This window comes from Actinomadura chibensis NBRC 106107, assembly GCF_001552135.1.
Classification (GTDB): domain Bacteria; phylum Actinomycetota; class Actinomycetes; order Streptosporangiales; family Streptosporangiaceae; genus Spirillospora; species Spirillospora chibensis.
The window spans coordinates 1-14,468 of the sequence record NZ_BCQP01000102.1; the positions used below are offsets into that span (position 1 = coordinate 1).

Annotated in this window: 13 protein-coding genes; 6 read left to right on the forward strand and 7 right to left on the reverse strand. The window is 71.2% G+C overall.

The window, feature by feature from the left end; translation table 11 throughout:
- Positions 1 to 95: 95 nt before the first annotated feature.
- The 4 genes from ACH01S_RS40985 to rocD all read right to left on the reverse strand — a co-directional run bounded on the left by ACH01S_RS40985 (position 96) and on the right by rocD (position 4,827).
- Positions 96 to 1,709 (reverse strand): DHA2 family efflux MFS transporter permease subunit, encoded by a 1,614-nt coding sequence (locus tag ACH01S_RS40985; protein ID WP_067905612.1) that lies wholly within the window; start codon positions 1,707 to 1,709, stop codon positions 96 to 98.
- Positions 1,702 to 2,391, reverse strand: a complete 690-nt coding sequence (locus tag ACH01S_RS40990; RefSeq protein WP_067905614.1) for a PadR family transcriptional regulator — start codon at positions 2,389 to 2,391, stop codon at positions 1,702 to 1,704. Before ACH01S_RS40990 ends, ACH01S_RS40985 begins: the two co-directional genes overlap by 8 nt.
- A 120-nt stretch (positions 2,392 to 2,511) precedes the next feature.
- A complete protein-coding gene (locus ACH01S_RS40995) occupies positions 2,512 to 3,477 on the reverse strand; it encodes an LCP family protein (protein WP_083981726.1) in 966 nt (321 codons plus the stop codon).
- Positions 3,478 to 3,633: 156 nt separating this feature from the next.
- On the reverse strand, positions 3,634 to 4,827 hold the full coding sequence (gene rocD / locus ACH01S_RS41000; RefSeq protein ID WP_067905616.1) for an ornithine--oxo-acid transaminase: 1,194 nt from the start codon (positions 4,825 to 4,827) through the stop codon (positions 3,634 to 3,636).
- A 178-nt stretch (positions 4,828 to 5,005) separates the two neighbouring features.
- On the opposite strand from rocD, the gene ACH01S_RS41005 reads away from it, so the two are divergent.
- The 4 genes from ACH01S_RS41005 to ACH01S_RS41020 all read left to right on the forward strand — a co-directional run bounded on the left by ACH01S_RS41005 (position 5,006) and on the right by ACH01S_RS41020 (position 9,617).
- Positions 5,006 to 5,485: an Lrp/AsnC family transcriptional regulator gene (locus ACH01S_RS41005; protein ID WP_067905618.1), complete on the forward strand. Its 480-nt coding sequence runs from the start codon at positions 5,006 to 5,008 to the stop codon at positions 5,483 to 5,485.
- A gap of 10 nt (positions 5,486 to 5,495) precedes the next feature.
- Entirely contained in the window at positions 5,496 to 5,993 is a 498-nt protein-coding gene (gene rraA / locus ACH01S_RS41010) for a ribonuclease E activity regulator RraA (protein ID WP_067905632.1), read from the forward strand.
- Between the two features lie 118 nt (positions 5,994 to 6,111).
- Complete coding sequence (locus ACH01S_RS41015; RefSeq protein ID WP_083981727.1) at positions 6,112 to 8,181, forward strand: M6 family metalloprotease domain-containing protein; 2,070 nt, start codon at positions 6,112 to 6,114, stop codon at positions 8,179 to 8,181.
- A gap of 230 nt (positions 8,182 to 8,411) precedes the next feature.
- Positions 8,412 to 9,617 (forward strand): hypothetical protein, encoded by a 1,206-nt coding sequence (locus ACH01S_RS41020; protein WP_148344319.1) that lies wholly within the window; start codon positions 8,412 to 8,414, stop codon positions 9,615 to 9,617.
- A gap of 49 nt (positions 9,618 to 9,666) precedes the next feature.
- Here the strand turns inward: ACH01S_RS41020 and ACH01S_RS41025 are convergent, their stop codons facing one another.
- The 3 genes from ACH01S_RS41025 to ACH01S_RS41035 form a co-directional block, all read right to left on the reverse strand.
- The gene (locus tag ACH01S_RS41025) at positions 9,667 to 10,857 is read right to left on the reverse strand and encodes a Cmx/CmrA family chloramphenicol efflux MFS transporter (RefSeq protein ID WP_067905624.1); all 1,191 of its coding nucleotides are present in this window, start codon (positions 10,855 to 10,857) and stop codon (positions 9,667 to 9,669) included.
- A 76-nt stretch (positions 10,858 to 10,933) separates the two neighbouring features.
- Complete coding sequence (locus tag ACH01S_RS41030) at positions 10,934 to 11,509, reverse strand: TetR/AcrR family transcriptional regulator (protein WP_067905626.1); 576 nt, start codon at positions 11,507 to 11,509, stop codon at positions 10,934 to 10,936.
- Positions 11,510 to 11,555: 46 nt separating this feature from the next.
- Positions 11,556 to 13,589, reverse strand: coding sequence for a type VII secretion protein EccC (locus ACH01S_RS41035; RefSeq protein WP_157406367.1), 2,034 nt, complete (start codon positions 13,587 to 13,589; stop codon positions 11,556 to 11,558).
- A gap of 90 nt (positions 13,590 to 13,679) precedes the next feature.
- Here ACH01S_RS41035 and ACH01S_RS44220 point away from each other — a divergent pair, with 90 nt between their 5' ends.
- Together ACH01S_RS44220 and ACH01S_RS45665 are read left to right on the forward strand one after the other, a co-directional pair.
- Entirely contained in the window at positions 13,680 to 14,024 is a 345-nt protein-coding gene (locus tag ACH01S_RS44220; RefSeq protein WP_157406368.1) for a hypothetical protein, read from the forward strand.
- 180 nt (positions 14,025 to 14,204) lie between these two features.
- Positions 14,205 to 14,468, forward strand: a 264-nt coding sequence (locus ACH01S_RS45665) for a hypothetical protein (RefSeq protein ID WP_218010573.1), incomplete at its 3' end; no start/stop codon positions are given.

Sequence of the window (14,468 nt, forward strand, 5' to 3'; positions counted from 1 at the left end):
AACCGCGGAGCGAGGGGCCGTTTCCCGAGAGCGAACGCGACTCGGGAAACGGCCCCTCGCGACTGACGGGGGTTCCAGGGGGTCGCCCCCCTGGATCAACCAGCCAGTGTTGCTGGTTCCGGGTCCAGCTTTGTTGTTGTGCCTGAGTTGTGGCCCTTCAGGGTCAGGCAGGCTGCTGCGCTTAGGAGGATCACGGCGATCGGGAGGATCATCGTCGGTTTCATGGCGTGGACGAAGCCGTGGGAGAACACCTGTCCGGCCAGTTCCTGGACGCGGTGCGCCACGGTCGGCTGGACGCCCGGCGGCAACTGCTGCTTGGCGCCGGTCTGCCCGGCGCCGACCTCCAGGCCGCCCTTGGCGGCCTGCGCGAAGCCCTGGACGAAGCCGGGGCGGACGTCGGGCGGGAGGGCGGACGAGCGGGTCGCCGCCTCGTCCCGCAGGGACGAGGCGAGCCGGTTCTGCAGGACGGCGCCGACCGCCGCGCTGCCGAGGACGGAGCCGATCTGCCGGATCGTGTTGTTCACGCCGGACGCGGCCCCGGCGAGGCGGGGCGGGACGTTCCGCGTCGCCTCGGTCGCCATCGGGGCGAACACGCCGCCGATGCCGATGCCGGAGATGACGAGCGGCGGGACGAACGCCGTCCAGCCGGTTCCGACGCCCGCGACGGCGACCAGCCACAGCATGCCGACGGCGTAGAGGGTGAGGCCGGTCATCAGGATGAACTTGCCGCCGATGCGGTCGGACAGGCGTCCGGCGACGGGGGCGAGGAACATCGACATCAGCGAGGACGGCGCCATCACGAGCCCGGCCTTGAGGGCGCTGAACCCGAGCACCGACTGCATGTAGATCGTCATCGGCAGGAACATGCCGACCATGCCGACGGACACGGCCGCGCCGACGAAGTTCAGGATCGTGAAGTTGCGGTCCTTGAAGAGGGAGAACGGGACGAGCGGCTCCCTGTCCTGGCGTCCCCGCTGGTGCAGGACGAAGATCGCGAACAGTGCGAGGCCGCCGCCGATGAGGGCCCAGATGCCGGTGTTCCAATCGTATTTCTGGCCTTCGGTCAGCGCGAACACGAAGCAGAACAGGGACGCGGACGCCAGCACGACGCCGACCACGTCGAACCGGTGCCGGACGGTCCTCGTGTGCCCGGGCAGGATCGGCACGGCCATGGCCAGCACGAGGATCCCGATCGGCAGGTTCACGAAGAAGATCCACCGCCAGTCGAGGCTGGTGACGAGCAGGCCGCCGACGGTGGGCCCGGCGATCGTGGACACCCCGGCGACCGCGCCCCACACGCCGAGCGCGGCGCCGCGCCGCTCCGGCGGGAACACGCTGATGATGATCGACATGGTCTGCGGCATCAGCAGCGCGGCGCCGAGCCCCTGCACGGCGCGGGCGGCGATCAGCTGGACCGGGTCCTGCGCGACGCCGCACGCGAGGCTGGAGATCGTGAACAACGCCACACCGGCGATGAACAGGTTCTTCTTGCCCCACAGGTCGCCGAGCCTGCCCGCGGTGATCAGCAGGACGGCGAGCACCAGGATGTAGGCGTTGACGACCCAGAGCACCTCGTCCAGCGAGGCGTCCAGTTTGTCGATCATGCTCGGGATGGCGATGTTGACGATCGTGAGGTCGAGCAGCGTCATGAAGAAGCCGAGCGACAGCGTCAGCAGGATCGCCCAGGGATTTCCGCGCCATCTACTCATCGGTTCCTGCCTTTCCAGGGGGCGCCCCCCAGGTCGTCGGTTCCCCTGCGGTGCGGCGTGCTTCGTAGTCGTTGTGGAGCGCGTGCTCGCCCGGCGGGTGACAGGTCGTCACGCCCTCGCGGTCCTCCCAGGTGAGGCGGCCGGACTCCAGGTCCTCGGCGAGCGCGCGGGTGAAGTCGAGTTCGGCCCGCACCCGGGTGATCAGCCATTCCTGGTCGAGCAGCTTGTAGCGTTCGAGGCCCGTCTTCAGCAGCGTGTCGTTCGCCGTCTGGTGCCCGGCGAGCAGGGCCTCCAGGGCGATGGCCCGGTGCCTCAACTGCCGCGCGACCTCGTCCTCCGGGAGCAGGTTGACGAACGCGAGCGCGGTGCCGAACAGCGGGAACTCCTCGGCGGGACGGGCGAGCAGTTCGGCGAGCCGGATGTGGGCGGCGTCGCGCCCGGCGCTCGTCACCGCGTACACGGTGCGCTCGGGGCGGCGGCCCGTCCGGCTCGTCTCCAGCGGCTCGATCAGGTGGGCCGCGGAGAGCCGCTCCACCGAGTGGTAGAGCGACCCGTGCGTGATCTTGACGGCCTGGTCGTAGGCGTGGTCGCGGATGCGCTGCTGCATCTCGTACGGGTGCATGGGCCCGTCGCACAGCATGCGCAGCACGGTGAGCGCGAGCGGTGTGAGGGGTCGGGACATGGCGACGGCCTTCGGTCGATGTCAATTAGTCCACTTAGACTAATCCATCTAGATGGCTGCCGGGAAATCAATATGATGTTCGGACAATTCTCCCAGGTCAGCGGGGGTGGGCGGGGGTGCCTAGCGGACGGCGTCCACCGAGTTCGCCGCGCCGTTGCGGGTCACGTAGTCGCCGACGCGGTCGTCGCGGACGGCCGTGAACAGCGACCGCAGCCCATCATCGTCGAGGAGTACGACACTCTGGCCGCCGCGCTCGCCGAGCTTGCCGACCGGGGCCGTCAGGTACTCCATCAGGGACGTCCCGAGCAGCCGCTGCGCCAGCCCGCGCAGCGTCCCGGCCGACACCGAGTCGTCCACCGTCACCGACCGGCTCGCCGCCCGCACGAACCGGTCGATCTTGATCGGGTTCCGGGTGGCGAGGGCCTTCTCCGACAGCGCGTGCAGGAACGCCTGCTGCCGCTTGATCCGGTCGAGGTCCCCGGCCGGGAGGTTCCAGCGCTGCCGGACGAAGTCCAGCGCCTCGACGCCGTTCAGGTGCTGGCGCCCGGCCTTCCACGTCCGGTCGTGCTTCGGGTCGTGGGTCTGCCGGGTGACGGTGACGTCCACGCCGCCGAGCGCGTCCGTCATCGTGACGAAGCCGTTGAAGTCCAGCGCCGCGTAGTGGTCGATCCGCACCGAGGTGAGGGACTCGACCGTCCGGATCAGCAGCCGCGGCCCGCCGTAGGAGAACGCCGCGTTGATCTTCGTGGTGCCGTGCCCGGGGACGGGCACCCAGGAGTCCCGGGGGATCCCGATCACCGACACGCGGTCGCCGCGCCCCGACAGGTGCACCACCATGATCGTGTCGGCCCGCGCGCCCATCGAGGGCAGGTCGGCGCGCCGGTCCGAGCCGATCAGCAGCCAGTTCTCGCCGCGTCCGGACGCGGGCCTGCCGTGCTCGTTCGGCAGCGCCCCGGCGATCCGCCGCACCCCGCCGTCATAGGCCCGCTGCAGGAGGTAGAGGCCGCCCGCCGCCAGCAGCAGGACGCCCAGCGCGATCCCGCCGCAGCCGATGGCCACCCGGCGCCTACTCCTGTTCCGCAGCATCCCTCCACCCTCCACGCGAGGGCGGGGCCCGCCCGCCGCGCCGGGCGGGCCGCGGACGACTCTTTGACGAGATTCGAGTCCGCTCTGAAGATCGCCGAGGCATGCGGAAGGGGGCGCCGCCGGGCCTCGTCGACCGGCCGCGCCCCCCTCGCGCCATCACCCCTTGAGGGCGATCTCCAGCTGGTCGAGGGCCCAGTCCAGCTCGTCGCGCTCGATGACGAGCGGCGGGGCGAGGCGGAGCGTGGTCTCGTGCGTCTCCTTGACGAGGACGCCGAGCTCCATCAGCCGCTCGCTCACCGGGCGCGCCGCGCCGTGCAGCTCGACGCCCGCCCACAGGCCGCGTCCCCGGATCTGCCGGGCGACGTCGGACGGCAGCCGCCCGAGCCGCTCGTGCATGTGCGCGCCGAGCGTCCTGGAGCGTTCCTGGTACTCGCCGGTCTTCATCATCGCGACGACCTCGCGGCCGATGGCGCAGGCGAGCGGGTTGCCGCCGAACGTGGACCCGTGCTGGCCCGGCCGGAACACGCCGAGGACGTCGCGGTCCGCGACGACCGCCGAGACGGGCACGATCCCGCCGCCGAGCGCCTTGCCGAGGATGTAGACGTCCGGGACGACGCCCTCGTGCTCGCACGCGAAGGTGTCGCCGGTGCGGCCGAGGCCCGACTGGATCTCGTCCGCGATCATCAGCGCGCCGCTGGCGGTGCACAGGTCGCGGACGGCCCGCAGGAACCCGCTCGGCGGGACGTTCACGCCCGCCTCGCCCTGGATCGGCTCGACGAGCACGCCGACCGTGTCGTCGTCCATCGCCGCGCGGAGCGCCTCGACGTCCCCGTACGGGACGGTCCGGAACCCCGGCGTGTAGGGCCCGTAGGAGTCCTTGGCGTCGGCGTCGGTGGAGAAGCTGACGATCGTGGTCGTCCGGCCGTGGAAGTTGCCCTCGAACGTGACGATGTTCGCCCGGCCGTCCGGGACGCCCTTGACCTCGTACCCCCACTTGCGGGCGGTCTTCAGCGCCGTCTCGACGCCCTCGGCACCGCTGTTCATGGGCAGCACCATGTCCTTGCCGCACAGCTCGGCCAGCTCGGTGACGAACGGGCCGAAGTTGTCGTGGTCGAACGCGCGGCTGACCAGCGTCACGCGGTCCATCTGGCGCTTGGCGGCCGCGGTGAGGCGCGGGTTGCGGTGGCCGAAGTTGACCGCCGAGTACGCGGCCAGCATGTCGAGGTAGCGGCGCCCCTCGACGTCGGTCAGCCACACGCCGTCCGCCTCGGCGACCACGATCGGGAGCGGGTGGTAGTTGTGCGCGCTGTGCTCATCGGACATCGCGCGGAGTTCCTCGGTCGGCGTCACGGCGCTCCTTCGCGGCTCGGCCCGGGCGAGCGTCCGGGCATACCTGGGACACCGGACGTCGGTCCGGTGCCGGGGGGAGGGGCCGGACAGGTCAGGCTGGCCGCCGGTCCACAATCCAGCGTATGTTCGGAAACGACCGTCGACCAATGACGAAAACCGACTTAGGGGGTGTTATTTGTTGCGTCTTGACGACTTGGACCGGCGAATCGTTGCGCGGCTCCTGGAGGACGGCCGGGCCTCCTACGCGCAGATCGGCGCGAAGGTCGGGCTGTCGGCCCCGGCGGTGAAGCGGCGCGTCGACCGGCTCCGCGCGGACGGCGTGATCAACGGCTTCGCGGCCGTCGTCGACCCGGCCGCGCTCGGCTGGACGACCGAGGCGTTCATCGAGATCTTCTGCACGGGGGCGACGTCCCCGGAGGAGATCTACTCAAGCGTCCGCGGCCATCCGGAGGTCGTCGCGGCGTACACGATCAGCGGGGACGCGAGCGCCCTCGTCCACGTGCGGGCGCGCGACATCCAGCACCTGGAGCAGGCCCTCGAACGGCTCCGCCGGGAGGACAACATCACCGCGACGAAGACGGCGATCGTGCTGTCGCGGCTGATCGGCCGTCCGATCGACGCCCCCTCGCATCCGAACGGCGGCACTACCGGGGAGTAGGGTGCCCGGCATGCACTTCGCGACCGCCGACCTCATCGACGACTTCGGGGACGAGCTCCGCAGCTGCGAGACCCAGTTCCGGATCTACGGCGGGCGGACGGCGTTCGCGGGCCGGATCGCGACCGTCCGCTGCCACCGCGACAACGGCCTCGTGAAGAGGCTGCTCAACACGCCGGGCGAGGGCCGCGTCCTGGTCGTGGACGGCGCCGGGTCGCTGGCGTCCGCGCTGCTCGGCGACATGATCGCCGGGGCGGCGGTGGCGAACGGCTGGTCCGGCGCGGTGGTCCACGGGGCCGTCCGGGACGTGGCCGCGCTGCGCGCCCTCGACCTCGGCGTGAAGGCGCTCGGCTCCAACCCGCGCAAGAGCGCCAAGGACGGCGCGGGCGAGGCGGACGTCCCGGTGGTTTTCGGCGGCGTCGAGTTCCGTCCCGGGGACTGGCTTTACAGCGACGAGGACGGGATCGTGGTGGCCGGTCGCGACCTGCTCGACCGGCGTCCGCCGGACTGACCTGGGTGAATTGTCCGACATGCCATGCGAAACCGGGCTAGATCGGCTAAGTCGGCCGTAGCCGGGCGGATTCCCCTGTCCTTACCTTGTGGCGCAACCCACCAGAGGCAGGGGAGACATGCGCGCCAAGAGAACCCTGATGGTGCCCGCGGCGGTGACGGGTCTGGTCGTGGCGCTCGCGACCGCCCCGCCGGTCGCGGCGCAGCCGAGACCGGCGATCCCGAAGCCGACCGCCAACCCGTGGCAGATGCGGCACTGGCCGCAGACCCAGCCGTGGCAGCGCGCCCAGCCGCCCGGCCGTCCGCACCGGCACGGCGAGCCGAGCGCCATCGACCCGCAGAACTACGAGCTTCCCGAGACGATGACCTGGGACGACTACAAGCCGATCCCGGGCACGAACTGGTCCGACCCGTCCCGGAAGGGCTCGGTGAAGAACTTCAACGGCGCCGTGGTGCTCGTCGACTACTCGAACCAGCCTTTCGTGGTGACGCAGCCGAAGAACTCCACCATCTTCGGCAACCCGGTGGCGGTCGGGGACGTCCCGCGCAGCCAGGTCGCCAAGTTCTACCAGGACTTCCTCAACAAGCCGCAGCAGCTCAACCACGGCCACACCCTCCACGAGTACTGGATGGAGGACTCCGGCGGCCGCTACGGCGTGAACCTCACCGCGTTCGGCGCGTACAAGATGCCCGCCAAGGACCACGAGTACGGCGTGGACGGGATGCAGGGCGGCACCGGCTGCCCGTCCGGCGACACCTGCAACCGCGACCTGCGCAAGGACGCCCGCGCCGCGTGGGTCGCCGACGTCGGCGAGGCCGAGGCGAAGAAGTACGACTTCGTGTTCTTCCTCAGCGCCGGGCAGGACGAGTCGTCCACCTGGCAGGAGTTCGGCGAGATGAAGTTCGGCACGAAGGAGCAGGTGCCGGCGGAGTGGGGCTCGGGCGATCCGAAGCTGACGAACTGGGTGAAGACCCGGTACGTCCCGTGGACGTCCTGGCAGGCCGGCTCCACCCTCTGGCCGAACGCCGTTCCCGGTGAGTCGTCCACCCAGGCGGAGAGCTCCGGCATGTCGGTGTTCGCCCATGAGTTCAGCCACATCCTGGGCGTCGGCGACAACTACAACAACCCGTACAGCAACCCGCCCCGCCGCGACTACAGCGGCCCGTGGGAGATGCTGAGCCGCGGCACCTTCAACGGGCCCGGCGGCCCGCACAGCCGGTGGACGATCCCCGCGACGGGCGGCGCGTCCATGGGCGCCCAGCACATGCTGCGCAACAAGCTGAAGCTCAAGATCGTCGACACGGGCAAGGTGCTCCAGCTCGACCGGGGCGACCTCGCCAAGTCCGGGACGGTCGTCGCGCGGGTCACGGCCCGCTCGGTCCAGCCGGGCGCGAACGAGCTGGCGGGCATCAACCTCAAGTTCGGGACGGGCGGCGACAAGAGCCCGAAGTGCGACATCAACACCGACCCCCTGTGCGACGGCGGCGGCTACAACAACTACACCCTCGAAGTCGTCGACCGGATGGGCACCGACTCCTTCACCCCCGACTCCGGCGTCCTGCTGTCGAAGACCAAGGACCAGGACACCGAGCCGTTCATCTGGGTCAAGGACGCCAACCCGCAGGACATCGACAAGGTCGACTTCGTCCTGCCGGACGGGACGCCCAAGAAGATGACGATCGGCGACTACCGCCAGCTCTCCGACGCCCTGTTCCACGCGGGGACGGACTCCGGCAGCCAGTACGAGTACGTCGACCAGGCCAACCGGCTCCACTTCTACGTCCTCGACCTCAAGCGGGACAAGGACGGCGTGCTGTCCTACACGGTCGCGATCCGCTCCCTGGACGGCGCGGGACCGCAGCAGCGCGGCGTGGAGCTGGGCGACGGCAAGGCCGAGCCGACCGGCGGCGGCTGGACGAAGTGCAAGCTGACGCTCCGCAACACCGGCTCCGGCGGCACCGGCTACTACGGCTCGGACGTGTTCCGGCTCAAGGCCACCGCGTCCGTCCGCGGCGTCACGACGTGGCTGCCGAACGCCCTGGCCACCGCCCAGGCCAAGGGCAGCACCGAGGTCGAGGTCTGGGCCAAGCCCGCGCGCTGGAACTCCCGCAAGGCGGGGCTGCGCCTGACGGCCACCTCGGAGAGCGACCCGACGAAGTCGGCGACCGGCACGTGCTCCATGCGCTAGCCGCACGGGCGGTGCGCGGCGCGACGCGCTGATCTGGTCCCGGATGGACGGGACGGCCCGGGCCGTCCCGTCCATCCGCGTCCGGGCGTCCGTCCCCGCCCGCCGGGCGGATGACAAGGACGACGTAATGGCCGATGAAAACTAAATTGCATTTCCCAAGGTCATATCGGGATCGCGGGTGAGGTAGGACCTGGGTTACGTTGCACAGTGTGATGATCTTGCAACGTATTGTGACCAGTAGTCGATGGTGCCTGGCGGCCGTGCCGCTGGTGGCCGCCGTGCCGGGCGTCGCGCACGCGTCCCCGCCCCGGCCGGAGACCGCCGCCGAGAGCGCCGTGGAGGCCGCCGCGCCCAACCCGCGTGACTTCGACCTGCGCCGGGGCGCCGACCGGGGCCCGGCCGTCCGCGAACTCGGCCGCCGCCTGCACCGCAGCAGCGTCGGCGGGCTGCTCGCCTCGTCCGGCAAGCGACGGTTCGGACACGGCTGCGCGGGCCCGGCCGCCGTGCCCGCCCGCTCGCTCGTCTACTGCTTCGACAGGCACGACACCGACACCGGCGACTGGGTGCCGCAGGGCGTGACCAGCGTGTCGGACGCGGTGGCCGGTGAGCGCTGGACGGGCGGCGGCAGGCCGATGCTCGTGTCCTGGCACAACGGCGGCCGCATCAGGCTCACGGTCCTCGACCCGGACGGGCGCTCGTACCGGCACGTCCTGCTCGTCGAGCCGAAGCTCGAAGGCGGGAAGGCCACCTATTCCGACATCGGCATCCACGCGGGCGGCATCGCCTGGTACGGAAACAGGCTGTACGTGGCCGACACCCGGCACGGCATCCGCGAGTTCGACCTGCGGCAGATCTACGACCTGGCGCGGAGCAGGGGCGGCGTGGCCGGGCACTCCGAGCGCGTCGGGCTGCACGGCGGGAAGTACTACGCCCACGGCTTCCGCTTCCTCATGCCGCAGACCGGGAGCTGGCGCTTCGCCCGCGGAAGGACGGGCGGCCAGTGCCGGGGCGCGGGCCCGCTGCGCATGTCGTGGGTCGCCGTCGACCGGACCGCGTCGCGGCACGTCCTCATCGCCGGGGAGTACTGCCGTCCGGGCGCGCCGCGCGGCCGCGTGGTGACCTGGCCGCTCTCGGCGCTGTCGCGGTCGTCCGGGACGGTCCGCTCCGACTGGAGCGCCACCCTGCCCGGCCACCGGATCCAGGGCGGCGTCCGCGCGAACGGCCACTGGTGGTTCACGCAGAACCGGGGCGAGCGGCGCGGGCTCCTGCTCGACACGCGCCGCCGCGGGTCGGGATGGGACCGCGTCCAGCGCCGCACCATCTCGCACGGTCCCGAGGACCTGTCCTGCTACCGGGGCCAGCACCGCGTCTGGACGGTCGCCGAACATCCCCGCAAGCGCGCCCTGCTGGGGATCCGCGCCGCCGCCTGCGGGTGACCGGACCGAAGGGCCCGGCCCGCGGACTGCCCCGTGCCGGGCCTTTCGCTCATGCGCCCGCCTTCTGGCGGGCGCGCCGCTCGGCGGCGGGCGCGGCCGTCTTCCGGCGCGCCTGGTCCAGCGCCACGGCGGCGACGGCGAGGACGCCGAACCCCGCCCCGATCCAGGCCGTGGCCGCGTACCCGGCCCCGGCGTCGATCGCGAGGCCGCCGATCCACGGGCCGAGCGTGATGCCGACGTTGAACGAGACGACGTTCCCGGCCGCGACGAGCGTCGCCGAGCCGTCCACCACGCCGAACGCCCGTGTGTTCAGCGTCGGGTTGGTGCCGAACCCGGCGAGGCCGAGCAGGAACACGAGCACCGCCACCGGGACGGGCGAGCTCGCGGTCAGCGCCAGGGCCACCGACACGGCGACGAGCCCGCCGAACCCCGCGTACAGGGTCGGGACGGGACGCGTGTCGGCCGTCCGCCCGCCGACCGTGATGCCGATGAGCGCGCCCGTCCCGTAGAGGGCGAGCACGGCGGGGACCCACGCCTCCGCGATCCCGGTCGTCTCGGTCAGCAGCGCGCCGAGGTAGCCGAACGTCACCATCAGCCCGCTCGTGGACAGCGCGGTCGTCCCGTACAGGAGCCACAGCCGGGGGACGGCCATGGCGCGGACCTGGTCGCGCGTCCGGGGCGCCGCGTCGTCCGCGCGCCCGCCGGGGATCGTCGCCGCGACCCCGGCCAGCGCGAGGACCGACATCGCGGCGACCGTCCAGAACGCGGCCCGCCAGCCGAGCTGCTGCCCGACCAGCGTCCCGGCGGGGAGCCCGGCGATCGCGGCGACCGTGAGCCCGCCCGCGAGGATCCCCATCGCCTTCCCGCGCGCGTCGCGCGGGACGAGCCGCACCGCCGTCGCGGCCGCCACCGCCCAGAACCCCGCGTACACGAACGCGCCGACGACGCGGGTCGCGAACAGCACCCCGTAGTTCGGCGTGACCGCGCCGACCGCGTGGGCCAGCGCGAACACGGCGAGGAAGGCGAGCAGCGCCCGGCGGTGCGGCCAGCGCAGCGTGAGGACGGCGAGCACCGGCGCGCCCACCAGCATCCCGATCGCGAACGCCGAGATCAGCAGCCCGGTGGCCGGGACCGACACGCCGAGGTCGTGCGCCATCCCGGGCAGCAGCCCGGCCAGCATCAGCTCGGACGTCCCCTGCGCGAAGATCGCCAGCCCCAGCACGTAGACGGCCACCGGCATCGCTCTCGCCTCCTGTATTGGATCGTTCAGTTCAAAAATTGGGCAGGAAAGACGGCGGATCGGGCGGGTCCGTCCGTCAGAGGGCGTCCATGGCGGTGTCGGCGATCGCGGCCAGGGTGCGCGGGTCCGCCCCGCCCCTGGACATCACCCGCATCCCGCTGATCGTGGAGACGAGGAAGTGCGCGAGCGCCAGCGCGTCCTTGCCCCGGTCGATCTCGCCCGCCCGGATGCCCTCCTGGACGGCCGCCTTGAGCGCGACGAGGCGCCGCCGCTGGTCGCGTTCGAGCCGCTCGGCGATCTCCGGGTCGCGCGGCGCCAGCTCGACCATCGTGTTGACGACCAGGCAGCCGACCGGGTCGTCCGGCTCGGGCTCGACGGTCCACTCAAGGACCGTGCGCAGCCGCTCCCGGACGGGGCGGCGGCCGTCCTCCAGCGCCTCGATGAGCTGGGCCGTCCTGGTGTCCATGTAGTGGACCAGCGCCTTCTCGAACAGGTCGCGCTTGCTGCGGAACGTGTTGTAGATGCTGCTGCGTCCGAGTCCGGTCGCCTCGCACAGCTCCTGGGTGGACGTGGCCTCGTAGCCGTCCGTCCAGAAGGCGCGCATGGCCGCGTCGAGCGCCCGGTCCTCCTCGAACTTCCTCGGCCGTGCCATGCCCGTACGGTAACACGTTATGGACAGTCCGATCCAATACAGAAGGTCAGGGCCGCAACGTAATGAAACGGTGGCGGCCCGGATATGCGAGGAGGCCCTGCCCGCGCGGTATGGGGCCCCGGACGGCGGACGGCAGCTCCCACAGATCGGCCTCCTGCCCGCCCGCGTGCCCCAGCAGCAGGACCGGCGCGCCGACGTCCCGCAGGGTCTCGACCAGCGGGTCGCCGGGCTCGCCGAAGCTGATCTGGTGCCGCGACACGATGAGGTGCAGGCCGTTCGCCGGGCTCGACCGGAGCAGCGGCAGCAGCGGCAGGAGCGGATCCTCCTGGAGGAGCCGCCTCCGGTTCCGCACGACCAGGTAGACGTCGTGGCCCAGGCCGGAGCCCGCCCGCACCTCGACCCGCGTGATGGCGTCTTCGAGCTGGCGGTCGAAGTCGCGGGCGGCGAGCGGCGTTTCGGCCCGCTCCGCCGCGGAGACCGCCGACGCGGCCCGCCCGGAATAGTCGTCGCCGTTCAAGGAGTAGACGGCCGCGTTGGCGTGGGCGCGAATCTCGTTGCGCAGCCGCTTCAGCAGCGTCGCCTTACCCGAGCCGGACGGCCCGGAGACCAGCAGATGCCGGTCGACGGCGAAGTCGAGCAGGACGTGCTCCCCGGTGTCGGTGTCGCGGCCCGCGTGGACGCGCGCGTTCAGGCGCGCCGCCGCGTCGGGGGACCGCGCCGCGCCGAATCCGGCGATCACCTGGTACCGATGCGTGAAAAGCAGGTCGGTTCGACGCAACCTGTCCACGTCGTCGGTATCCCCGCAGAGGATCACGACAGGGTCCTCGCCGTACACGTCCATCATCCTGGGCACTCCACCCAGAAAACTGCTCTGGAGCGGTGCGGAGAGGTGCTCGACCTCATCCAGATGGATGAGGAGTACGTTGCCGCGGTTCTCCTGGAAGAGCTGCCGCCAGGTCGTGACGGGCTCGCCGACGGGCCGGGGCACCTCGCGTACTTCGCCGTTGTACAGCGAGCCCTGGTCGCGGAGCAGCCGCCCGTACAGTCGCGCCGCCCTGACCATCAGGTGCCGGTCCATTCCCTCGAAGACCAGATGGCGGCTGCCGGAGCGGGCGGAATAGAGCTCCCAGAGCATTTCCGTGATCGCCCCGTTTTCGGCATCCTGGTCGAGCACCGACATACGGCGCGCGGGCGCCCTCGGCGACCGTGCCTCCTTCGCCCGGTCGATGAAGTCGGCGACGACCTCCGGTGGGGGTTCGTCCGCGACGGTGAATCGCCTTGGGCGCCCATCACCCGCCAGAAGGTACGACGTTCGCTCGTCCGGGAAGGGAAGAGTCGCGCGGCCGAGGACGCGGCGCAGTTCCGCGGGCGAAACGCGGTTCGCCGCGATCCGCCAGCCGAGGAGCGGCAGGAACCGGTTCCAGATCGTGGTGTCCTCGACGGCCGTCGACATGAGGAGCAGTTGCATGCCGAGCGCCCTGCCTCGCTGCGCGACCGAGAGCAGCGCCTCGCCCACCTCGCGCCTGCTGGACGGAAACGTGAGCGACACGTCCGCCACGACGAGCAGCCGCGGCATGGATTCGGGGAACGGCGTGGTGGCGCGGGCGTCCAGTTCGCCCGAGAGGTATTCCAAGAACTGCTGCAGCCTTTCCCGGCTGCCGAGAAGTTCTTCGTCGGAGAAGCTGACATGAGGCAGTGCGAACGCTTCACCGAGCGGGTTCTCGCCCAGGCCCGCGAACGCGAAGGCGAGGTCGCCGGGGGAGTACCCGGCGGCGAGCGCGAGGACGATGGCGCGGACGACCCGCTGACGTGCCTCGGTGTCGCCCACGATCAACCCGTGCGGGAGGCCCTCCGAATGGTCGACCGCGTAAAGGGCGACGATGTTTCCGTCCGGGTCGAAGCCGATGGCAGGATGCCGCGGAACGGACGCGGGCTGCGCCCACGCGTCCTCGAACATCCCGCTGGGCCCGCCCTCGTTCAACCGAAGCACATCGAACTCCGGCACGGCCACGGCCGACACGGCCTCGGAGGTCCTGGCTGTGGTGACGGGCTCTTCGGGCATGGCGGCCTGGAGCATCAAGTCCGAGAGGTTGTTACCGACTTCGGGTGAAATGCTCAAGGGTTGAAACGCGGGCCTGACCCCGTACCCGGTGATGTGGAGGTGGCTTAGGTGATCGCCCAGCGGACTGGGTCCGAACTGCCAGCCGATGAATGGGAGAAGGCTCTGCAGTTGGGAGGCGTCCGGGGAGCCGAAGACGAACCTGATGCCCTGGGCCGGGCACGCCTCGCAGAGCCTGGCGAGGGAGTCGATCAGCTCGGGTTGTGCCTTCAGCACCGGGCCGACGTTATCGAGGATCACGAGCAGAGCGGGGAGCGGGTCGAGTGCCTGGCCGACCGCGATGGCCGCCTGATATTCGTCCCAGGTGTCGACTCCCGCGGATTCCAGAATGGCGGCGCGGCGTCTCCGCTCGGTTTCGATGAACGCCGGCAGTTCGGTCAGTGGCGGCGAGCTTGAACGTCCGTCGCGAAACTCGCTGACGACATGAGGCAGCCGCCTCAGAGCGGCCGTGAACCTTCGTCTGGTGGAGGGCGCCAAAACGAAGGTGACGAGATTCGGCGCGTGGGTGAGGGCGACGCTCCAGGCGATCGTCTGAAGGAGCCGTCTGCGGGCGACCCCGGGGCCGACGATCAACCCGTGAGCCTTGGCGAGGTTACCGCGGAGGATGTCCACCTCCGGGCCTTCTCCGTCTATGCCAAGGGGGATGGGACGCGGGGGGCTGCGATCCCAGTCGTCGGGCAGCCGGCCGAGGGGTGTTCCGAGGAGGTCGGGGGTGTCAACCGCGCCCGGGGTGAGGGTGGTGCGGGTTTCGGGGGTGAGGAGGGCGAAGTGGTCGGTGTCGGCCGTGAGCTTCACCGGGCCGCCGTCGGTGGGGAGGAGGGCGCGGAAGCGTTCGCCGGA

Excerpts from the sequence above, each read along its gene's own strand:
- ACH01S_RS40985 (WP_067905612.1), bottom strand. The coding sequence starts at position 1,709 with ATGAGTAGATGGCGCGGAAATCCCTGGGCGATCCTGCTGACGCTGTCG.
- rraA (WP_067905632.1), top strand. The coding sequence starts at position 5,496 with ATGCACTTCGCGACCGCCGACCTCATCGACGACTTCGGGGACGAGCTC.
- ACH01S_RS41015 (WP_083981727.1), top strand. The coding sequence starts at position 6,112 with ATGCGCGCCAAGAGAACCCTGATGGTGCCCGCGGCGGTGACGGGTCTG.
- ACH01S_RS40990 (WP_067905614.1), bottom strand. The coding sequence starts at position 2,391 with ATGTCCCGACCCCTCACACCGCTCGCGCTCACCGTGCTGCGCATGCTG.
- ACH01S_RS41025 (WP_067905624.1), bottom strand. The coding sequence starts at position 10,857 with ATGCCGGTGGCCGTCTACGTGCTGGGGCTGGCGATCTTCGCGCAGGGG.
- ACH01S_RS40995 (WP_083981726.1), bottom strand. The coding sequence starts at position 3,477 with ATGCTGCGGAACAGGAGTAGGCGCCGGGTGGCCATCGGCTGCGGCGGG.
- ACH01S_RS41030 (WP_067905626.1), bottom strand. The coding sequence starts at position 11,509 with ATGGCACGGCCGAGGAAGTTCGAGGAGGACCGGGCGCTCGACGCGGCC.